Origin of the sequence: Pseudoduganella ginsengisoli, from assembly GCF_009720865.1 — a bacterium.
GTDB classification, from domain to species: domain Bacteria; phylum Pseudomonadota; class Gammaproteobacteria; order Burkholderiales; family Burkholderiaceae_D; genus Rugamonas; species Rugamonas ginsengisoli.
Window position 1 is genome coordinate 54419 of record NZ_WNLA01000023.1, and the last position, 20142, is coordinate 74560.

Annotated in this window: 17 protein-coding genes; 11 read left to right on the forward strand and 6 right to left on the reverse strand. The window is 60.9% G+C overall.

Going from position 1 to position 20142, the window contains the following annotated elements; translation table 11 throughout:
- The 3 genes from GM668_RS25040 to GM668_RS25050 all read left to right on the forward strand — a co-directional run bounded on the left by GM668_RS25040 (window position 1) and on the right by GM668_RS25050 (window position 2276).
- Window positions 1-282 carry an FAD assembly factor SdhE gene (locus GM668_RS25040; protein ID WP_155441702.1) on the forward strand — a complete coding sequence of 94 codons (282 nt, stop codon included), beginning with the start codon at window positions 1-3 and terminating at the stop codon, window positions 280-282.
- 98 nt (window positions 283-380) lie between these two features.
- Complete coding sequence (locus GM668_RS25045) at window positions 381-1682, forward strand: citrate synthase (RefSeq protein ID WP_155441703.1); 1302 nt, start codon at window positions 381-383, stop codon at window positions 1680-1682.
- A gap of 99 nt (window positions 1683-1781) precedes the next feature.
- Window positions 1782-2276 carry a DUF1444 domain-containing protein gene (locus tag GM668_RS25050; protein WP_155441704.1) on the forward strand — a complete coding sequence of 165 codons (495 nt, stop codon included), beginning with the start codon at window positions 1782-1784 and terminating at the stop codon, window positions 2274-2276.
- Here the strand turns inward: GM668_RS25050 and GM668_RS25055 are convergent, their stop codons facing one another.
- From GM668_RS25055 to GM668_RS25075, 5 genes are all read right to left on the reverse strand, one after another.
- Window positions 2277-4349, reverse strand: coding sequence for a putative bifunctional diguanylate cyclase/phosphodiesterase (locus GM668_RS25055; protein ID WP_155441705.1), 2073 nt, complete (start codon window positions 4347-4349; stop codon window positions 2277-2279).
- A gap of 103 nt (window positions 4350-4452) precedes the next feature.
- A complete protein-coding gene (locus GM668_RS25060; RefSeq protein ID WP_155441706.1) occupies window positions 4453-4833 on the reverse strand; it encodes a BlaI/MecI/CopY family transcriptional regulator in 381 nt (126 codons plus the stop codon).
- A 19-nt stretch (window positions 4834-4852) separates the two neighbouring features.
- Entirely contained in the window at window positions 4853-6181 is a 1329-nt protein-coding gene (locus tag GM668_RS25065; protein ID WP_155441707.1) for a leucine-rich repeat-containing protein kinase family protein, read from the reverse strand.
- A 2-nt stretch (window positions 6182-6183) separates the two neighbouring features.
- Complete coding sequence (locus tag GM668_RS25070; RefSeq protein ID WP_155441708.1) at window positions 6184-6891, reverse strand: YjjG family noncanonical pyrimidine nucleotidase; 708 nt, start codon at window positions 6889-6891, stop codon at window positions 6184-6186.
- Between the two features lie 139 nt (window positions 6892-7030).
- Window positions 7031-7897 carry an MBL fold metallo-hydrolase gene (locus GM668_RS25075; RefSeq protein WP_155441709.1) on the reverse strand — a complete coding sequence of 289 codons (867 nt, stop codon included), beginning with the start codon at window positions 7895-7897 and terminating at the stop codon, window positions 7031-7033.
- A gap of 109 nt (window positions 7898-8006) precedes the next feature.
- Between GM668_RS25075 and GM668_RS25080 the strand changes: the two genes are divergently transcribed.
- From GM668_RS25080 to GM668_RS25105, 6 genes are all read left to right on the forward strand, one after another.
- Window positions 8007-8918, forward strand: a complete 912-nt coding sequence (locus tag GM668_RS25080; RefSeq protein ID WP_155441710.1) for a LysR family transcriptional regulator — start codon at window positions 8007-8009, stop codon at window positions 8916-8918.
- Window positions 8919-9144: 226 nt separating this feature from the next.
- The gene (locus tag GM668_RS25085; RefSeq protein WP_155441711.1) at window positions 9145-12000 is read left to right on the forward strand and encodes a 2-oxoglutarate dehydrogenase E1 component; all 2856 of its coding nucleotides are present in this window, start codon (window positions 9145-9147) and stop codon (window positions 11998-12000) included.
- A gap of 86 nt (window positions 12001-12086) precedes the next feature.
- Window positions 12087-13331 (forward strand): 2-oxoglutarate dehydrogenase complex dihydrolipoyllysine-residue succinyltransferase, encoded by a 1245-nt coding sequence (gene odhB / locus GM668_RS25090; RefSeq protein WP_155441712.1) that lies wholly within the window; start codon window positions 12087-12089, stop codon window positions 13329-13331.
- Between the two features lie 153 nt (window positions 13332-13484).
- Complete coding sequence (gene lpdA, locus GM668_RS25095) at window positions 13485-14918, forward strand: dihydrolipoyl dehydrogenase (protein WP_155441713.1); 1434 nt, start codon at window positions 13485-13487, stop codon at window positions 14916-14918.
- Between the two features lie 73 nt (window positions 14919-14991).
- Window positions 14992-16089 (forward strand): cell division protein ZapE, encoded by a 1098-nt coding sequence (gene zapE / locus GM668_RS25100; RefSeq protein ID WP_155441714.1) that lies wholly within the window; start codon window positions 14992-14994, stop codon window positions 16087-16089.
- 40 nt (window positions 16090-16129) lie between these two features.
- Window positions 16130-16846, forward strand: a complete 717-nt coding sequence (locus tag GM668_RS25105; RefSeq protein WP_155441715.1) for a hypothetical protein — start codon at window positions 16130-16132, stop codon at window positions 16844-16846.
- A gap of 47 nt (window positions 16847-16893) precedes the next feature.
- Here the strand turns inward: GM668_RS25105 and GM668_RS25110 are convergent, their stop codons facing one another.
- On the reverse strand, window positions 16894-17694 hold the full coding sequence (locus tag GM668_RS25110) for a PP2C family protein-serine/threonine phosphatase (protein WP_155441716.1): 801 nt from the start codon (window positions 17692-17694) through the stop codon (window positions 16894-16896).
- A 139-nt stretch (window positions 17695-17833) separates the two neighbouring features.
- On the opposite strand from GM668_RS25110, the gene GM668_RS25115 reads away from it, so the two are divergent.
- On the forward strand, window positions 17834-18034 hold the full coding sequence (locus GM668_RS25115; protein WP_155441717.1) for a YdcH family protein: 201 nt from the start codon (window positions 17834-17836) through the stop codon (window positions 18032-18034).
- A 51-nt stretch (window positions 18035-18085) separates the two neighbouring features.
- Window positions 18086-20104 carry a DNA repair helicase YoaA gene (gene yoaA, locus GM668_RS25120; protein ID WP_170305820.1) on the forward strand — a complete coding sequence of 673 codons (2019 nt, stop codon included), beginning with the start codon at window positions 18086-18088 and terminating at the stop codon, window positions 20102-20104.
- The last annotated feature ends 38 nt before the right edge of the window (window positions 20105-20142 follow it).

Consider the following 20142-nt stretch of genomic DNA (forward strand, 5'->3'; position numbering starts at 1 on the left):
ATGACGCATCTGGATAAAACTGCGCATCAGGCAGATCCAGCGAACCGTGCGCGCCTCCGCTGGCGCGCACGCCGCGGCCTGCTGGAAAACGACCTCATCCTGACTCGTTTTCTCGATGCGCATGAACAAGAATTGACCGACGAGGAAGTGGACGCGTTCACGCGGCTCCTCGACTTGTCGGACAATGCGCTGATGGATCTGGTGCTGGCTCGAACCGAGCCGGAAGGCGAGATCGATCTGCCGCATGTGCGCGCACTGCTGCAACGTTTGCGTCTTGCGTGACTGGGCGGGCCGGATACCCGATCCCGGCCCCCTTTACGCCGCTGGTAGTACCAAAGGTTTTTTTAATAAAGCTGCATCTCTCCAGGAAGGAAGAGTCCATGAACACCTCTGACAACAAAGCAACACTGTCGTTCTCCGATGGTAGCCAGGCGGTCGAATTCCCGATCTACAAAGGCACGATTGGCCCGGACGTCATCGATATCCGCAAACTGTACGGCGCTACCGGCAAATTCACGTATGACCCGGGCTTCATGTCGACCGCGGCATGCAACTCGTCGATCACCTACATCGACGGCGACAAGGGCGAGCTGCTGTACCGCGGCTACCCGATCGAACAGCTGGCGGTGAATGCCGACTTCATGGAGTCGTGCTACCTGCTGTTGAACGGCGAACTGCCGAATGCAGACCAGAAGAAAAAGTTCGTTGACACCGTGACCAAGCACACGATGGTGCACGAACAGATGCAATTCTTCTTCCGTGGCTTCCGCCGCGACGCGCACCCGATGTCCGTGCTGGTTGGCACCGTCGGCGCGCTGGCATCGTTCTACCACGACTCGCTGGACATCAACGACCCGCACCACCGCGAAGTGTCGGCGATCCGCCTGATCGCGAAGATGCCAACCCTGGTGGCGATGGCTTACAAATACTCGATCGGCCAGCCGTTCGTGTACCCACGCAATGACCTGTCGTACAGCGCCAACTTCATGCGCATGATGTTCGGCAACCCATGCGAAGAATACAAAGTCAACGACGTGCTGGTGCGCGCGCTGGACCGCATCCTGATCCTGCACGCTGACCACGAGCAAAATGCATCGACCTCGACCGTGCGTCTGGCCGGTTCGTCGGGCGCCAACCCGTTCGCCTGTATCGCTGCCGGTATCGCTTGCCTGTGGGGCCCTGCCCACGGCGGCGCGAACGAAGCGGCACTGAACATGCTGAAAGAAATCGGCACCGTCGACAAGATCCCTGAGTTCATCGCGCAAGTGAAAGACAAGAACTCCGGCGTGAAGCTGATGGGCTTCGGTCACCGCGTGTACAAGAACTTCGACCCACGCGCAAAACTGATGCGTGAAACCTGCCACGAAGTGCTGAACGAACTGGGCCTGCAAGACGATCCACTGTTCAAGCTGGCAATGGAACTGGAAAAGATCGCCCTGAACGACGAATACTTCGTGTCGCGCAAGCTGTACCCGAACGTGGACTTCTACTCGGGCATCGTGCAGTCGGCGCTGGGCATTCCAGTGTCGCTGTTCACCGGTATCTTCGCGATGGCCCGTACCATCGGCTGGATCGCCCAGTGGAACGAAATGATTGCCGACCCAGAGCAGAAAATTGGCCGTCCACGCCAGCTGTTCGTTGGCGCTACCCAGCGCGACGTGCCACCTCTGGACAAGCGTTAATCCGGTTAATCATCACGGATCACAAAGCGGGCTGCGGCCCGCTTTTTTGTTGCAAATCCGCTTGGTGCCTGGCACCGATCAAGGCGATACAATGGCCGTATGGATACTTTCCTTGCGCGCTCAATTGCCTGCCTGCTGCCTTCCGCTCTGGAAGAGGGCGATACCCGGCTGGTGCGCGGGATCGGCAATGGCTTCATGGTGGCCTATGCGGTGGATAACGACTGGGTGCGCCAGCACCATTTATCCACATCCGGCGTCACGCTGGCTGACGTGCACAAGCAAGCGATGGATAACCTGCTCACCCTGTGCGCCCGCCACATCAAAGTCCAGCAATACGGCGCCATCTTCGGTGTCTTTATTGACGGAAAATTCGAAGCATCGATGTTCTTGCTGCAGCGCCTGTGGCAACAGGATTTCGCCAACCTCGTCAATAAAGGCTATGCCATCGCCGCCCCGGCGCGCGATGTGCTGGCGTTTTGCGATATGGATTCCGCCGAAGGCATTGCCGAGCTGAAGCGCATGGTCGAGCGCGTATGGAACGGCGGCGACCATTTGCTCAGCCGCGAGCTGTTCCGCATCCGCAAGCAATCCTGATCAATGCACGCCGCGCATTTCCAGCCACCGCTCCAGCGCGCCCGGCGTCATCGGGTCGCTGACATAGCGCCCCTGCATGCCGGGACAGCCATGCGCGGCCAGGAAGTCGCGCTGCGCCTGCGTTTCCACTGCCGTCGCCACCACAGGGATATTGAGGTTGTGCCCGATGTCGAGCATGGTCTTGGCCAGCGCCCCATGCTGTCCATGCGGACAAATTTCCTGCACGGATGCGGGCGCCATCTTTAACTGGTCCACCGTCAGCGACCGCAAGCAATACAAATCCGTGATGCCCCCGCCAAACTGGTCAACCGACAGCCGCAATCCCAGCTTGCGCACCCCCGCGCACAATTTGCGGGCCTGCTCCGGGTCATGCATCAATTGCGCTTCCCGTACTTCCAGCTTCAGGCGCGTGGGGTCGACACCATGCTGCGCCATCTTGCCCGCCAAATAAGGCAGATAATCCGCCCGCGCAAATTCGCGCCGCGATACATTGATGGACACGGGCAGGTTGCGGTAGCCCAGGTCGTCGAGCCGGTTCAGCAAGCTGCACGCACGCTCCACCACACGCCGCCCCAGCTCGACAATCAAGCCATTCGATTCCGCATCCGGCAAAAATTCACCCGGCAACAGTTCCCCCAGCTCCGGATGGCGCCAGCGCAGCAGCGCCTCCAGCCCCAGCAATTTGCCATCGGCCACGCTGACGTTCGGTTGCAGCGCCAGGTGGATTTCATCGTGCCGCAACGCTTCGCGCAGCGCCTGCTCCATGCGCACCCGCGACGCCGATGCCGTCGTCATTTCGGGGGAATAAAAGTGCACGGCGCCGGCGCCGCCGCGCTTGCCTTCATACATGGCGGCGTCGGCCGCGCGCAGCAGGGCGGCAAAGTTGTCCGCATCGTTCGGGTAAATCGCCACGCCCATGCTGCCATCGATGGGCACCGGATGCCCGTCGATGTCGAACCGCGCCGTCAATTCGCGGCGGATGCGGCTGATCATGCCCAGCGTGTAGCGCAAATCCGGCTGGTCCGGCAACACGAGTACGAATTCATCGCCGCCCAGCCGCGCCACGGTATCGCTGTCGCGCACGGCATCCTGCAAACGCTGCGCAACCGTGCACAGCACCTGGTCGCCCGCATCATGGCCCAGTGTGTCATTGATTTCTTTGAACTTGTTCAAGTCCAGCAAAATCACGGCGGCGCTGAGGCCGCTGCGCCGCGCCGACGTGATCGCGTGCTCGATGCGGTCGCGCAGCAACGTGCGGTTGGCCAGCCCCGTCAGCGCATCGTGCGTGACCTGGTGTTCCAGCTGCGCCATGCGCTGCCGCTGTTCCGTCACGTCTTCAATAATGCCGACGTAATGCGACACTTTGTGGTGCCGGTCGCGCACGGGCGTAATGGATAAATGGTTCCAGTACAGTTCGCCGTTCTTGCGGCGGTTGCGCAGCACCACCGTCAGCGGACGGCGCGCGGCAATGGCGGCCGCCAGGTGCGCGCGCGTGACGTTGTCGTGGCCAGGCGCAGCCATGAAGCGCGAGTCGCGTCCCAACGCTTCCTGCAGTGAGTAGCCCGTGATGCGTTCGAACGCGGGGTTGACGTACACAATGGGATTGTCGGCGCCGTCGCAGCGCGTAATGACGACGCCATTGTTCACGGCATGGAGCGCCCGTTCGCGCAATTCCAGCGTGTCTTTTTGCTCGTAATGGCTGGACAAATCAATGCCGCAGCCCAGCAGGAATAACTGCCCGTCGGCTTCCAGCCGCGAGCCGCAAAACAAAAACGGGATCTGGCGCCCGTGCACCAGCAAATGCGCTTCCACCTGCACCATGCCTTGCCGTTCAAAGACATCGCAAAACGCTTGCGCAATGGCGGGGCGGTCGGCTGGCGGGAATAGTTCCAGCATGTGAATGGCACGCAACTGCGCGGCCTCACGGCCGGTAATGCGCTCGACTTGCTGGTTCCAGAGCACAAAATGCCCCGCTTCGTTGAGCACGTAAAAGGTGCCTGGCAGCACATCCATTACGTCGCACAGCAGCGAGGCGCCGACCTGGCTGGCCGGATCCTTCACGCTATCGTCCATGGTTCCCCTGCGTTCTTCTTGTCGAGGTTGCTAAACTTGCATTTTTATTGGAGCTTTACAGTTTAGTCTGCGCAAAAAACCATGGCGCTCGATAGGGGGAGCGTTATTTCGGCGGTTCGCCGTCCAGCAGGGCCTGGATTTCAGCGCGTTCCTTCGCCGTGACGTGGCCGCCGCGCAGCGCAGCGAGAACCAGCGCCTTGCCGGAACCGGCAAACGCTTTCTGGATCAAGTCTTTCAGCAGCGACGTCTGCACGGATTCCTGTTCCTGCACCGGCGCATAGATATGGGCGCGGGCGCTTTCATCGCGGTTCAGCAAGCCCTTGGTGTGCATCACTTGCAGCAGCCGCAGCACCGTCGCGTAATTCATGTCGGGCCGGGTTTCCAGCGCGGCTGCATGCACTTGCTTGGCCGTGGACGGGCCCAGCGCATACAGCAGGCGCAGCATTTCCAGTTCAGACGCGGTGGGTTTCGGTAAGGTGCTCATGCAAAGTAGAATAAAATATCTAGAACGGATTGTCTAGTATTTGTTCCAGCTGGCGGGCGATATAGATGAGTGGCGGGCGCGCTTGCGGCGTGCTGTCCAGGCAGGCTGCCGCCCATGCGTGCAGGCGGGCTGCCAGTTCCGGACGCAAGCCATCGCACCGCTGCAGCAACTCTTCCAGCAGGCAGCCGAAGGCGCGGGTTTCGATGCGCTGCAAGCCGATGGCCAGCGGGCCGGCCGGGTCAAAGAACGACGCGGCGCCGAAGTCGCCCAGCAAGGAGCGGCCGCGGGGGCAGTGCAGCGTGTTGTGGCCATACAGGTCGCCGTGCAAGATGCCCTGGCGGTGCAAATGTGCGGCAGCCGAAGCGATGCCGTAGGCAATGCGCAGCGCCGTGCCGGCGTCAAACCGTTTGGTGTCGTCGTAGATGTCGCGCGTGCAGCTTTGCAGGCTGGGCGGGCCGGCCAGGTTGCCATAGTCCGGATCGATCAGCGGCATGACGAGACCTTGCGCATGGTCCGGGTGGCCGTGGATGCGGCCCAGCACGGGGATCAAATCCGGGTGCTTGCCTGCCGCGATGCAGGCCGCCATTTCCGATTGCGGCAAGCCATCGCTGGTGACGGCGCCTTTGAATAACTTAATTGCCACATGCGCGGCCACGTCGCCTGCTCTTTGCTGCGTGGCCTGGTAAATCACGCCGGACGCGCCTTCGCCCAGCTTGCGGCCCAGTGTCAGCGACGTCCATGCCACCAATGGCACGGGCGAGCGTTCCAGTGCCTGCAGTTCCAGCGGTGTGCTGAATGGATTGCCGGCAAAGGCCAGCCAAGACAGGCGGGGCAAGTCCGCCAGCCAGTCCGGCAGCGCCGTGAGCCGGTTGGCCGCGATGCGCAGCAATTCCAGCTTGTGGCAATGCGCGAGTTCGTCGGGCAGTGCAGTCAGGCGGTTCCCGGCCAGCATCAGCTTTTGCATGTCCGTGCAGCGGCCGATTTCCGGCGGCAGCGTTTCGACAGCGTTATCGGTCAGGATCAGCCAGCGCAGCTTGGGCGGCAGGGCGCTGGCGGGAACGTGCACGATGCGGTTGGCTTTAAAGCCCACCATCGTCAACTGTTCGCAGCGGCCCAGCACGGGCGGCAATGCCGTGAACTGGTTATCGGAACAGAAAAGTACGCGCAACTTGTGCAGGCGGGGCAGATCGTCCGGCAGGCAGGACAACGCGTTGCCCGATAAATCCAGGATTTCCAGCGAATCGGCCAGATCATAAATCTCGCTGGGGAATTCCGTGAGGCCGGCTTTGATTTGCAGGCGCTGCACGCCGGCCAGTTCGCCGGCGCGTAATTGTTCAAGAGTGTGCATGGTTATCGGGCCGAAGCAGCCATGCCTGACAGCGATGGCGCCACCTCGTCGAGGTGGGCCACATCCAGCGTCGGCACGGCTTCCGTATGATTGGCTAAGCGGCCGGGATTGTACCAGCAGCTTTCAATGCCAAAGCGGTTTGCGCCCAGGATGTCGGCGTCGAGCCGGTCGCCCACGATGATCGTTTCCGCTTTTGAAAACGCACGCGCCATTTTCACGGTGTAGTCAAAGAAGCGGCTGTCCGGCTTGGCAAAGCCGCACGCTTCGGATGTGGCAATGAACGAAATGTAGTCACCCAGGCCGGAGGCGGCAATGCGGCGGCCCTGGATGTGGGCCACGCCATTGGTGATGATGCCGACTTCGCCGATGCCTGCCAGCGTTTTGCACAGCTGTTGTGCGCCGTCGATCAGGACCACGGTATCGGACAGCGATTCGAGGTAACGCTCGCTGGCTTGCGACGGGTCCAGTTCCAGCCGGCCGGCTTCGAACGTTTGCCGGAAGCGTTCAACTTTGAGGAAGTCTTTGGTGACGGTGCCTGCTTCAAACGCGCGCCACAAGTCGATATTGATTTTCTGGTATTGCGCGAACAACGCGTCGACCGGGGCTGCGAATCCGAGTTCCCGCAACGTGCGTTCAAACGAGAGTTTTTCAGAAGCCCGGAAGTCCAGCAATGTGTCATCCAGGTCGAACAGGAAGAGCTTGTGTTTCATGTGTGAAGCGGCGCCGTATATGCAGCCAGCTATGCTACCACGGCATGGGGAAGGCTACCCCTCAAAAAACGGTTCTACTACCCGCTGCTATCGGCTGATAGTAAAACCGCTTTTTAGGGACATGCCGCCCGCTGCCGGCTTACCACTTCATCTCGCCCTTGGCCACCTTCGCACTGATCTGCAGCGCCGATTCCAGCCCCGCCTTTGGATAAGCGGACTTCATCGACGCGATCAGCGCGTCGCTGCCGCCTGCTTTCGGCGTTTCGGTTTCAAAGCGGCGCAGGTAATCGGCCGTGAAACGGATCGCATCCGGCGTGAACGCCACGCCCGGCTGGAAGTGGCCCGGCACCACCGTGACCGGCTTCAGTGCCGCGATATGGTCCAGCGTCGCCAGCCACTGTTTGCGCGATTCTACCGTTTGCGTATCGGCCACCCACACGTGCAGCCCGGAGAACAGCACGACGCCGCCCGCCACCGCCTTGATCGAAGGAATCCACACAAACGTGCGGTCCGGTGTGGCGCCATTCAAGCCTTCGATTTTCAGCTTTTCACCTTCCAGCACGATTTCATCGCCCGGCAACACTTCCGGCATGACGATGCCTTGTGGTGCATTGTCTTTCAGGATCGGCCCCCAGTAACCCACCTTGGCCGCTGCCTTTTTCTGCATGGCCGCCACCGTGCCCGGCGTGGCCACGATGCGCGCTTCGGGGAAGGCCGCCTTGATGACATCCAGGCCGAAATAGAAATCCGGGTCGCCATGGCTGACGTACACGGTGGTCAAACGCTTGCCGCTGGCGCGGATTTGCTCGACGAGTTTCAATGCTTCAGCGCGCGAGAATTGCGCATCGATCAGCACGGCGTCTTTGTCGCCCTTCACCAGCACCGAAGCGACGGGGAAAATGGCGGATTCGCCCGGGTTGAACACTTCCAGCGACAGGGGCGCGGCGGCAGCAACGGCGGAAGCGGAAACAGCAGCAGCAGCGGCAATAACGGATTTGAGCAGCATGGCGAAGGTCCTTCATAACGTGATTGGAATGACGCCATTGTGCCGCCCAGCATTCGTGCGAAAAACAGTGTAGATTGCAATGGTTAATTGCATGAATCGATGAAATCAAATGGACAGGCTGACGGCTGCAAAAGTGTTCGTGGAAATCGCCGACCGCGGCAGCATGATTGCCGCCGCCGACGCACTGGACATGTCGCGCGCCATGGTCACGCGCTACCTGGCGGAAATGGAACAGTGGTGCGCCGTCCGCCTGCTGCACCGGACTACGCGCCGCATCAGCCTGACGGCAGCCGGGGAACTCACATTGAACCGCTGCCGCGAAATGCTGGCCATGGCCGAGGAAATGGCGGCAGTCGGGCAGGGCGACCCCAGCGCACCGCATGGTTTATTAAGACTGGCCAGTTCGCACTTTCTCGCGCAGACAGCGCTGGCCCGGGCCGTGGCAACGTATTTGCAGCAATACCCGAACGTCAGCGTCGACCTGCAAGTCGACAACCGCGCCGTCAACCTTGTCGAGCAGCGTATCGACCTGGCCATCCGCATCACCAATGAACTGGACCCAGGGCTGATTGCGCGGCGCCTTGGCGATTGCGATTCCGTCATTGTTGCCGCGCCCGGCTATCTGGAGCGTGCCGGCACGCCGCAAACACCGGACGACCTCGCCCGCCACAACTGCCTGACGTATTCCTATTTCGGCAAGAGTTTTTGGCGTTTCGGCGATGCGCAGGTGGCTGTGGGCGGCAACCTGTCATCGAATGAATCGATGGCGCTGCTGTCGGCAGCAGTGGAGGGGACTGGTATCACCATGCAGCCCAGCTTTGCCGCTGCGCCCTTCATTCAAGGCGGCAAACTCACGCAACTGCTGCCAAATTTCACCCCGCAGCAACTGGGTATTTACGGCGTCTACAGCTCGCGCGAGCACATGCCGCCCGCGCTGCGCGCCATGCTGGACCACCTGCTGGACTGGTTCGCCACCGACCCGGAATGGCGAGTTGCGGGCATACCACTTATTGAAAAATAGACATTGACATGGCCGCAAAGCCGCAATTTTTCTAGCGATTTTGCTAGTTTACTGGTTGTTATGGATCAAGACCGCGTGCTATTCTACGGGACCGTTTTATAGCATTACCGAATTACAGGTCCTTCCCCCACAACTTGATATGCAATCCGCTAACCGGTCAGGCCGTGTCGCGGAAGGTTAGATTAACCCGCTAATTCCTCGCGAAGCGCGAAGAAAGGTGAGCAAGATGATGCAACAAAGCCAGTCCAACTCCTATCTGTTCGGTGGGAATGCGCCGTACGTCGAAGAACTGTACGAAGCGTACCTCGATAACCCCGGTTCCGTGCCAGACAATTGGCGCGCCTACTTCGACGCCATGCAGCACGTGCCTGCCGTCGACGGTTCCAACAAGCCTGACGTCGTCCACTCGTCCGTGATTGCTTCTTTCGCCGAACGCGCGAAAGCCGGCCCGATCCGCACCGTGGTGGCATCGTCCGACCCGGACATGGGCCGCAAGCGCGTGGCAGCCACCCAGCTGATCGCCGCTTACCGCTACCTGGGTTCGCGCTGGGCCAACCTGGACCCGCTGCAGCGCCAGGAACGTCCTAACATTCCAGAACTGGAACCATCGTTCTACGGCTTCACCGACGCCGACCTGGACACCAAGTTCAACATCTCCAACACCTACTTTGGCCCGGAAACCGCTTCGCTGCGCGACCTGATCAACTTCCTGCGCGACACGTACACCCGCTCGATCGGCGCGGAATACATGTACATTTCCGACCCGGCAGAAAAGCGCTGGCTGCAGGAGCGCCTGGAATCGATCCGCTCGACGCCGAATTTCACGGCTGAAAAGAAAAAGCATATCCTGGAGCGCCTGACGGCCGCTGAGGGCCTGGAACGCTACCTCCATACCAAATACGTCGGGCAGAAGCGCTTCTCGCTGGAAGGCGGCGAAACGTTCATCGCGTCGATCGATGAAATCATCCAGCGCGCCGGCGAAAAAGGCGTGCAGGAAATCGTCATCGGCATGGCCCACCGCGGCCGCCTGAACGTGCTGGTCAACACCCTGGGCAAAGCGCCCAAGGACCTGTTCGAAGAATTCGAAGGCAAGCACGCTGAAGACCTGCCAGCGGGCGACGTGAAATACCACCAGGGCTTCTCGTCCGACATCTCCACCGCAGGCGGCCCAGTGCACCTGTCGCTGGCGTTCAACCCATCGCACCTCGAAATCGTCAACCCGGTGGTCGAAGGTTCCGTGAAAGCCCGTATGGACCGCCGCGGCGACAAGGAAGGCGCGCAAGTGCTGCCTATCCTGGTGCACGGCGACGCGGCATTCGCAGGCCAGGGCGTCGTCATGGAAACCCTGAACCTGGCGCAGACCCGCGGCTACGGCACGGGCGGCACGGTGCACATCGTCATCAACAACCAGATCGGCTTCACCACGTCCGACCCGCGCGATGCGCGCTCGACCATCTATTGCTCCGACGTTGTGAAAATGATCGAAGCGCCGGTGCTGCACGTGAACGCCGATGATCCTGAAGCCGTTGTCCTGGCGTCGCAAATCGCGCTGGACTACCGCATGGAGTTCAAGAAAGACATCGTTGTCGACATCATCTGCTACCGCAAACTGGGCCACAACGAGCAAGATACGCCGGCACTGACCCAGCCGCTGATGTACAAGAAAATCGCGACCCACCCAGGCACCCGCAAGCTGTTCGCGGACAAGCTGGCAACCCAGGGCGTGATTGCTGCCGACGGCGGCGACGCCATGGTGGCGGCTTACCGCGCCGCGATGGACGCCGGCAAGCACACCGTGGATCCAGTGATCTCGAACTTCAAGAACAAGTACGCCGTGGACTGGCTGCCGTTCCTGAACCGCAAGTGGACCGATTCCGCCGACACCGCCGTGCCGATGACGGAACTGAAGCGCCTGGCCGGCCGTATCACCACCGTGCCGGAAGGCTTCAAAGTGCACTCGCTGGTGGAAAAAGTGCTGGCCGACCGCGCCAACATGGGCAAAGGCGAGATGAACCTGGACTGGGGCATGGGCGAACACCTGGCGTTTGCATCGCTGGTATCGTCCGGCTACGCAGTGCGCCTGACCGGCCAGGACGCCGGCCGCGGCACCTTTACCCACCGCCACGCCGTGCTGCACGACCAGAACCGCGAGCGCTGGGATGCCGGCACCTACATCCCTCTGCAAAACATCGCAGAAGGCCAGGCGCCATTCACCGTGATCGACTCCGTGCTGTCCGAAGAAGCCGTGTTGGGCTTCGAATACGGCTACTCGACCGCAGAACCTAACACGCTGACGATCTGGGAAGCCCAGTTCGGCGACTTCGTCAACGGCGCGCAGGTTGTCATCGACCAGTTCATCAGCTCTGGCGAAGTGAAGTGGGGCCGTGCTTCCGGCCTGGTCATGATGCTGCCGCACGGCTACGAAGGCCAGGGCCCAGAGCACTCGTCGTGCCGCCCAGAGCGTTTCCTGCAGCTGTGCGCTGACAACAACATGCAAGTGGTGCAGCCGACCACCGCATCGCAGATCTTCCACGTGCTGCGCCGCCAGATGGTGCGCCAGTTCCGCAAGCCGCTGGTGATCCTGACGCCGAAGTCGCTGCTGCGTAACAAGGATGCAGGTTCGCCATTGACCGAACTGGCCAAGGGCGCGTTCCAGACCGTGATCGGTGAAGTGGACGACAAGATCGACGCCAAGAAAGTCAAGCGCGTCATCGCTTGCTCGGGCAAGGTCTACTACGACATCGTCAATGCACGCAAAGCGCGCGGCCAGCTTGACACCGCCATTATCCGTGTTGAACAACTGTATCCATTCCCGCACAAGTCGTTCGCTGCGGAACTGAAGAAGTTCCCGAACGCGACCGAAGTCGTGTGGACCCAGGACGAGCCGCAAAACCAGGGCCCATGGTTCCAGATCCAGCACAACATCTTTGAGAGCCTGGAAGCAGGCCAGCGCCTGGCGTATGCAGGCCGTCCAGCATCGGCATCGCCGGCTGTCGGCTACTACGACAAGCACTACGCCCAGCAAAAAGAATTGCTGGAAACGGCGTTCTCGAAGCTGAAGGGCTTCATCCTGACCAAGTAATGTCGACTGGCAGCACGCCGCCCGCCACGAGTGCGGCGGCGTGCTGGCGCACATAAAAATAGATACGAAAGATACGGAGTTTTTAAATGGCACAAATCGAAGTTAAAGTTCCCCAGCTGTCCGAGTCCGTCGCTGAAGCGACCCTGCTGTCCTGGCACAAGAAAGTCGGCGAGGCAGTGGCCCGCGACGAAAACATGATCGACATCGAAACCGACAAAGTCGTGCTGGAATTGCCGGCGCCAGGCGCCGGCGTGATCGTGCAAGTACTGAAGGACAACGGCGCGACCGTGGTCGCTGGTGAAGTGATCGCCATTATCGATACCGAAGCTGCCGCAGGCGCGTCCGCTCCAGCTGCTGCCGCTGCACCGGCCGCCGCTCCAGCCGCTGCTGCTCCTGCTGCATCCGCCAACAAAGGCGACGTGGCCATGCCAGCTGCTGCCAAGATCCTGTCCGAAGCCGGCCTGTCCGCTTCGAACGTGCCAGGCACCGGCAAGGATGGCCGCGTGACCAAGGGCGACGCCCTGGCCGCAGCCGCCGCACCTAAAGCCGCACCAGCGCCTGCCGCCGCACCTGCTGCCAAGCCTGCGCTGCAAAAAGTTGCCGCACCTGTCGGCAACCTGAACCTGGGCGACCGTCCGGAAGAGCGCGTGCCGATGTCGCGCCTGCGCGCACGTATCGCCGAGCGCCTGGTGGAATCGCAATCGACCAACGCCATCCTGACCACCTTCAATGAAGTCAACATGAAGCCAGTCATGGATCTGCGTAACAAGTACAAAGACAAGTTCGAGAAAGAGCACGGCGTCAAGCTGGGCTTCATGTCGTTCTTCGTCAAGGCTGCTGTTGCCGCACTGAAGAAGTACCCGATCCTGAACGCATCGGTGGACGGCAACGACATCGTGTACCACGGCTACTTCGACATCGGTATCGCTGTCGGTTCGCCACGCGGCCTGGTGGTGCCTATCCTGCGCAACGCCGACCAGATGTCGATCGCTGAAATCGAAAAGAAAATCGGTGAATTCGGCGCCAAAGCCAAGGACGGCAAGCTGACCCTGGACGACCTGACCGGCGGCACCTTCTCGATCTCGAACGGCGGCACCTTCGGCTCCATGCTGTCGACCCCGATCATCAACCCGCCACAATCGGCGATCCTGGGCGTGCACGCGACCAAAGACCGCGCCGTGGTGGAAAACGGTGAAATCGTTATCCGTCCAATGAACTACCTGGCCATGTCGTACGACCACCGTATCATCGACGGCCGCGAAGCAGTGCTGGGCCTGGTGGCAATGAAAGACGCGCTGGAAGATCCATCGCGCCTGCTGCTGGACCTGTAATTCACGCTTGCGGTGTGCATGGCGGATTACGCCCGTTGGGCTAATCCGCCCTACGGACCTTTGGCGGTAGGGCGGATCGTGATCCGCCATTGCACGCGCACCGGTAACGTTGATCGAACGCCCCACCGCGGGCAATGATAGGGAATACATAGCATGAGCAACAAACAATTTGACGTCGTCGTGATCGGCGCCGGTCCTGGCGGCTACATCGCCGCTATCCGCGCAGCGCAGCTGGGCTTCCAGGTTGCGTGTATCGATGAGTGGACCAACGAAAAGGGCGGCCCTGCTCCAGGCGGCACCTGCACCAACGTGGGCTGCATTCCTTCGAAAGCGCTGCTGCAATCGTCGGAACACTACGAGCACGCCGGCCATGCATTCAAAGAGCACGGCATCGACGTGGCTGGCCTGTCGCTGAACCTGGGCCAGATGGTCAAGCGCAAGGACAACGTCGTCAAGCAAAACAACGACGGCATCCTGTACCTGTTCAAGAAAAACAAGGTGACCTTCTTCCACGGCCGCGGCGCATTCGCCGGCGCCGCGGGTAGCGAAGGCTACCCGATCGCCATCACCGGCAAGACTGAAGAAACCATCACCGCCAAGCAAGTCATCATCGCGACCGGCTCCAACGCCCGCGCACTGCCAGGCGCGGAATTCGACGAGAAACTGATCCTGTCGAACACCGGCGCGTTGTCGATCGATGCCGTGCCAGCCAACCTGGGCGTCATCGGCGCCGGCGTGATCGGCCTGGAAATGGGTTCCGTATGGCGCCGCCTGGGCTCGAAAGTCACCGTGCTGGAAGGCTTGCCGGCTTTCCTGGGCGCAGTCGATGAGCAAATCGCCAAAGAAGCGCACAAGCTGTTCACCAAGCAGGGCCTGGCCATTTCGCTCGGCTGCAAGATCAACAGCGTGACCAAGGGCGACAACAACGTCACCGTGGAATACGCTGACGCGAAAGGCGAAGCGCAGACCGCCGTGTTCGACAAGCTGATCGTGTCGATCGGCCGCACCCCGAATACCAACGGCCTGGGCGCCGACAAGGTCGGCCTGTCGCTGGACGAGCGCGGCTTCATCGCTGTTGACGGCGACTGCAAGACCAACCTGCCGAACGTGTGGGCGGTGGGCGACGTCGTGCGCGGCCCGATGCTGGCGCACAAAGCCGAAGAAGAAGGCGTTGCCGTGGCCGAGCGTATCGCCGGCCAGCATGGCCACACCAACTTCGACACGATTCCTTGGGTGATCTACACGTCGCCGGAAATCGCGTGGGTCGGCAAGACCGAACAGCAACTGAAGGCGGAAGGCGTGCAGTACAAGGCCGGCACCTTCCCATTCCTGGCCAACGGCCGCGCCCGCGCGCTGGGCGATACGTCGGGCATGGTGAAATTCCTGGCGCACGCTGTCACCGACGAAATCCTGGGTGTGCACATCATCGGCCCAATGGCATCGGAACTGATTTCCGAAGCCGTGGTGGCGATGGAGTTCAAGGCATCGGCGGAAGACATCGCCCGCATTTGCCACGCCCACCCGTCGCTGTCGGAAGCGACCAAGGAAGCCGCACTGGCAGTCGACAAGCGCACGCTGAATTTCTAAGCTGAGCTGTCCTGAAGCCGGACGCGGGTCGCATTGCAACCCCGTCCGGCTTTTTTGTTTATAGCGACAATACATGAACGTCCAAGAGTTCTACCAACACGCGCTGACCCAGCGCGATTTCAAGGCAGATGCCGCGCAACAGCGCGCTGTCGACCGCCTGCAAGCGTGCTATGACGAATGGGTGGCGTATAAAGCCCTGCGTTCCAACAGTTTCAAGCGTTTCATCAACCGTCCCACGCCGCCGCGCGGCGTGTACATGTGGGGGGGCGTAGGGCGCGGCAAGTCCTTCCTGATGGACAGCTTTTATTCCGTGATCCCGCTGGTGCGCAAGACGCGCCTGCACTTTCACGAATTTATGCGCGACATCCACCGCCAGCTCGATGAATTGCGCGGCGTGGCCGACCCGCTGCAGGAAGTGGCGCGCCGCGTGGCCAAGAAATACCGCCTGATCTGCTTCGACGAGTTCCACATCTCCGACGTGGCTGACGCGATGATCATGTACAACCTGCTGTCGGCGCTGTTCGACAATGGCGTGTCGTTCATCATGACGTCGAACTATGAACCATCGACCCTGTATCCGGACGGCCTGCACCGCGACCGCATCTTGCCCACCATCGCGCTGTTGAAGGACAAGCTCGACGTGCTGAACGTGGATGCTGGCGTCGATTACCGGGGCAGGGCGCTGGAACAGGTGGATTCGTACTACACGCCGCTGAACGCCGCCACCGACGAAGCGCTGCGCAATGCGTATGCGCGGATCGCCGAGACGGCCGATGAAAACCCCGTCGTGTCCATTGAAAACAGGGAAATCCGCGCGCTGCGCCGCGCCGGTTCCATCATCTGGTTCGACTTCGCGACGCTGTGCGGCGGCCCCCGTTCGCAAAACGATTACCTGGAAATCGCCAGCCGCTTCCACACGGTGATCTTGTCCAGCATCCCGATGATGTCGGCTGCCATGTCGTCCGAAGCGCGCCGCTTCACTTGGCTGATCGACGTGTTTTATGACCAGAAGGTCAAACTGCTGATGTCGGCCGAAGTGGAGCCGGAAGAGCTGTACACGGCCGGCACGCTGTCCAATGAATTCCACCGGACCGTGTCGCGTATCGTGGAAATGCAATCGCGTGAATATATGGACAAGGAACAGCGCGGGGCTGCGGAAGCATTGTCATAACCGTTATACTGTGCGGCTACGAATAGCCGAGACAATCACAATGCCGAAGTATTTCCCCCGCGTGGCGCTGGCCATGCTGTTGACCATGGCTGGCGCTACCCACGCGCAGGATAGCAGCCGCCCCGTGCTGCACGCGCCGGACGTGCCGCCGTCGCACACGGTCGAGCAGGCCGATGCGCGGCTGGCTGAAGTGGCGGCTGCCCGCGCCAAAGTCAACCAGGAATTTGCCGCGGACGAGCAAGTCTGCAACAACAAGTTCTTCGTCACCTACTGCATCGACCAGGCCAAGGAAAAGCGCCGCCTGGCGCTGTCCGGCCTGCGCGCAGTGGAAGTGGAAGCCAACCGTTTCAAGCGCCAGGCAGCCGTCGACAAGCGCGATGCGGAACTGGCCGAGCGCCTGAAAAAAGATGCGGAAGAAGATGCGCGCCGCACGGTGGCGCCGCCGAAACCCCATGTGGAACACGCGGCGGCAGGGCCAACCTTGAAACCTGGTCCGTCCGTGGAACAGCGCCAGGCCGAACACGACGCCAAAGAACGCCGCCGCGAAGCCAAGGAAGCGGCGGAAGCGCCGAAGCGCGCCGCCAATGTGGCGGAATATGAAAAGAAACAGGGGGAATCCGTAGAGCGCCGCACCCGTGTCGCGCAGCGCATGGCGGAGCGGGCGGAAAAAAACCGCAAGAAGGCCGAAGCGGCCGCCGCCAAGGCGGAAGCCGCCGCAGCAGCCGCCAAGGCAGCGGCCGCCAAAGAAAACAAATAATGTCACGCCGTAGGATTGAGCGCCCACACTGCAGCCACAGCCAACTCCTAGACGGCCTTATCCATCTGCTGCACCTTGTAAGTCGGCGCCTCCGCCGGCGGCGCCACCAGCTTAATGATGGCCATGGTGCAGTTATCCCCCTTGCCCTTGGCCCGCTCAATAGCCTTGTTGATGAGCTTTTCCGACGCTTGCCGGGGCGTTGCGCGGCTGATCACCATGGCCAGCTCGGCATCCGTGAAGTATTGCCATAGTCCATCCGACGCCAGCAAGAACGCATCGCCTGCTTTTAAACCCTGCTGTTCGCCCAGCGTGACAAACGGCTGCTTTTGCCGGTTGCCCAGCACATTCATCAACATGCGCGTGCTGCGGTGTTTTTTTGCCGCTTCCAATGGCAGCTTGTCGTGGTCCACCAGGTGCTGCACATAGTCGGCGTCATTGGTGCGTCCGGTACATTGTTCACCGGTAAAGCGGTAAAGCCGCGAATCACCCACGTGGGCCCACACGGCCTGGCCTTGCGGTGTCAGGATCAGTACCAGCATCGTGGCTTGCGGCTCGGCCGTGGCGACCGGGTTCATGGCGATAATGTCATGCGCTTCCTGCGCCACCGTGCGCAGCAAATCGTACAGCCGGGGCACGTTGGCTTTTTCGCCGGCCCGGTATTCATCCAGCAACTGCTTACTCGTATGTAAAACCTGCTCGGCTGCCGCCGCCGTACCCAGGCCGTCGGCCAGCACGGCCATCACGTAGCCAGGCGACCGGGCAGCCGTGTACAGCGCGGCACGGTCGGTTTGCAGCGGCCGGCTGCCGATATGCTGGGCAGTACCGGCTTCGATTTTATAGGCGCTCATAGGAGGGCTTGGCTTGATCAATACTGGCTTGAGTCGGTGCACTGAGTTAAACTATGCACCGGTAAATAGTTTCGTTGCAAGCGTGCAGTTGTTTCTGCAGCGAAACTGTTGGCAAAAATCACAATCTCCCCGGGACACAATGACTGATGTAGAAGAAATCAAGCGCCGCATCGTCGAGCTCGATGTGGAACACCGCGACCTGGACGCCGTCATCGAGATGCTGACCCGCGACGGCCATTCCGACCAGTTACAATTACGTCGTTTAAAGAAACGAAAATTGCAACTGAAAGACTATATCACCCTGCTGAAAATGCAGCTCGTTCCGGATGTGCCTGCGTAAAAGCAGCCGCTTGCAGCCGTTTCTCCGCTTTTCTCCTGACGTATTTTGACCATCCCTGACAACACGCCCGCCGCCCAGCAAACTGGCGGCGGCGACCTGCTTCCCCCTCCAGGTGTCCATGACGCTGAGATCGAACGGCTGTTCGGTCCCGGTGGTCCATTGAGCCCGGCGGTGGGCGGTTTTCGTCCGCGCCAGTCGCAAACGGAAATGGCGAAAGCCGTGGCCGATGCCATTGCCACGCAGACCACGCTGCTGGCGGAAGCGGGGACGGGGACGGGGAAAACCTTTGCGTACCTGGTGCCGGCCTTGCTGTGGGGCGGCAAAACCATCGTATCGACCGGGACCAAGAACTTGCAGGACCAGCTGTTCCTGAGGGATATCCCGACCGTGCGGGCGGCATTGCAGGCGCCCGTATCCGTGGCGCTGCTGAAAGGCCGCGCCAATTATGTGTGCCATTACCACCTTGAACGCACGCTGCAAAACGGGCGCATGACGTCGCGCGAAGATGTCGGCTACCTGCGTGAAATTTCCCGCTTCCTGAAAATGACGAATTCCGGCGACAAGGCGGAACTGGCGCAGGTGCCGGAAAACGCCATGATCTGGAACCTCGTGACGTCCACGCGTGAAAATTGCCTGGGCGCGGAATGCCAGTACTACCAGGACTGCTTCGTCATGAAGGCGCGCAAGGAAGCGCAGCAGGCCGACGTGGTCGTCGTCAACCACCACTTGTTCTTTGCCGACGTGGCGCTGAAAGATACGGGCGTGGCGGAACTGCTGCCATCGGCCAACACGATTATCTTTGACGAAGCGCACCAGTTGCCCGATACGGCGACCTTGTTCTTTGGCGACACGTTTTCCACGTCGCAAGTACTGGAATTGTGCCGCGATGTGCTGGCCGAAGGGCTGGCCCACGCCCGCGATGGCGCCGACTGGGCCAAGACCGTGGTGCCGGTGGAAAAAGCCGCGCGCGATTTGCGCCTGACGTTCCCGCAAGACATCGTGCGTTTATCGCTGCCGCAAATTGCGCCGTCCAGCGACTTTTTCCCCGCGCTGGAAACATTGAAGCAAGCGCTGGACAGCATGAACGCCGTGCTGGAAACCACGGCGGAGCGGGCGGAAACACTGGAACAGTGCCGCGTGCGGGGCTTTGAACTGGCGGAGCGGCTGGCCGCGTGGAAGTTTGACCCGAAAGCCAAGGTCAAGCCGGGCGAAGAAGCCGTGTACTGGGTGGAAGCGTTCACCAGTTCACTGCAATTGCACAAGACGCCGCTGTCGATTGCGCCCATTTTCAATGGCCAGCGCGAAGGCGTGCCGCGCAGCTGGATTTTCACGTCCGCGACCTTGGCCGTGAAAAACAATTTCGACCACTTTGCCGAACAAATGGGACTGACGGGCGAACCGTCGCGTACGTGGCCGAGCCCGTTCAATTATGAACAGCAAGGCATTTTGTACGTGCCGACGGGCTTGCCGGACCCCAATTCCATGGGCTACACGGACGCCGTGCTGGACATGGCGCTGCCCATCATTGAGGCGGCGGGTGGCCGCACGTTCCTGCTGTGCACGACCTTGCGCGCAGTCAAGCGGGCAGCGGAACGCTTGCGCGATGAATTTGAAAAACGCGGCTTGCCTTTCCCCCTGTTCGTGCAAGGCGACCGGGGCCGTACGGAATTGCTGGACCAGTTCCGCAAGGCGGGCAATGGCGTGCTGATTGGCAGCCAGAGTTTCTGGGAAGGCGTCGATGTGCGGGGCGAAGCGCTGTCGCTGGTCATCATCGATAAATTGCCCTTTGCACCGCCCGATGATCCCGTGCTGTCGGCCCGCATCGAAGTGATGGAAAAGAAGGGCTTGAACGGGTTTATGCACCATACTTTGCCGGAAGCCATCATCAACTTGAAGCAGGGCGCCGGGCGCTTGATCCGCGACGAGGGCGATCGCGGCGTGCTGATGCTGTGCGATCCGCGCGTGATTTCCAAGCCGTATGGCCGCCGCATCTGGCAAAGCTTGCCTTCGTTCAAGCGTACGCGCGAGCGCGACGTGGTCATCGATTTTTTCACCAGCAAGCCGGAGTAACTTGCACGCGGCACGAAGTGCTGTATCGTGCGCGGGTT

Bases quoted from the DNA above. Each gene is read 5' to 3' on its own strand.
- GM668_RS25045 (WP_155441703.1), top strand. From the start codon at position 381: ATGAACACCTCTGACAACAAAGCAACACTGTCGTTCTCCGATGGTAGC.
- GM668_RS25055 (WP_155441705.1), bottom strand. From the start codon at position 4,349: ATGGACGATAGCGTGAAGGATCCGGCCAGCCAGGTCGGCGCCTCGCTG.
- GM668_RS25115 (WP_155441717.1), top strand. From the start codon at position 17,834: ATGACTGATGTAGAAGAAATCAAGCGCCGCATCGTCGAGCTCGATGTG.
- GM668_RS25085 (WP_155441711.1), top strand. From the start codon at position 9,145: ATGATGCAACAAAGCCAGTCCAACTCCTATCTGTTCGGTGGGAATGCG.
- zapE (WP_155441714.1), top strand. From the start codon at position 14,992: ATGAACGTCCAAGAGTTCTACCAACACGCGCTGACCCAGCGCGATTTC.
- GM668_RS25075 (WP_155441709.1), bottom strand. From the start codon at position 7,897: ATGCTGCTCAAATCCGTTATTGCCGCTGCTGCTGCTGTTTCCGCTTCC.
- GM668_RS25040 (WP_155441702.1), top strand. From the start codon at position 1: ATGACGCATCTGGATAAAACTGCGCATCAGGCAGATCCAGCGAACCGT.
- GM668_RS25065 (WP_155441707.1), bottom strand. From the start codon at position 6,181: ATGCACACTCTTGAACAATTACGCGCCGGCGAACTGGCCGGCGTGCAG.
- lpdA (WP_155441713.1), top strand. From the start codon at position 13,485: ATGAGCAACAAACAATTTGACGTCGTCGTGATCGGCGCCGGTCCTGGC.
- GM668_RS25080 (WP_155441710.1), top strand. From the start codon at position 8,007: ATGGACAGGCTGACGGCTGCAAAAGTGTTCGTGGAAATCGCCGACCGC.
- GM668_RS25105 (WP_155441715.1), top strand. From the start codon at position 16,130: ATGCCGAAGTATTTCCCCCGCGTGGCGCTGGCCATGCTGTTGACCATG.
- GM668_RS25060 (WP_155441706.1), bottom strand. From the start codon at position 4,833: ATGAGCACCTTACCGAAACCCACCGCGTCTGAACTGGAAATGCTGCGC.
- GM668_RS25110 (WP_155441716.1), bottom strand. From the start codon at position 17,694: ATGAGCGCCTATAAAATCGAAGCCGGTACTGCCCAGCATATCGGCAGC.
- GM668_RS25070 (WP_155441708.1), bottom strand. From the start codon at position 6,891: ATGAAACACAAGCTCTTCCTGTTCGACCTGGATGACACATTGCTGGAC.
- odhB (WP_155441712.1), top strand. From the start codon at position 12,087: ATGGCACAAATCGAAGTTAAAGTTCCCCAGCTGTCCGAGTCCGTCGCT.
- GM668_RS25050 (WP_155441704.1), top strand. From the start codon at position 1,782: ATGGATACTTTCCTTGCGCGCTCAATTGCCTGCCTGCTGCCTTCCGCT.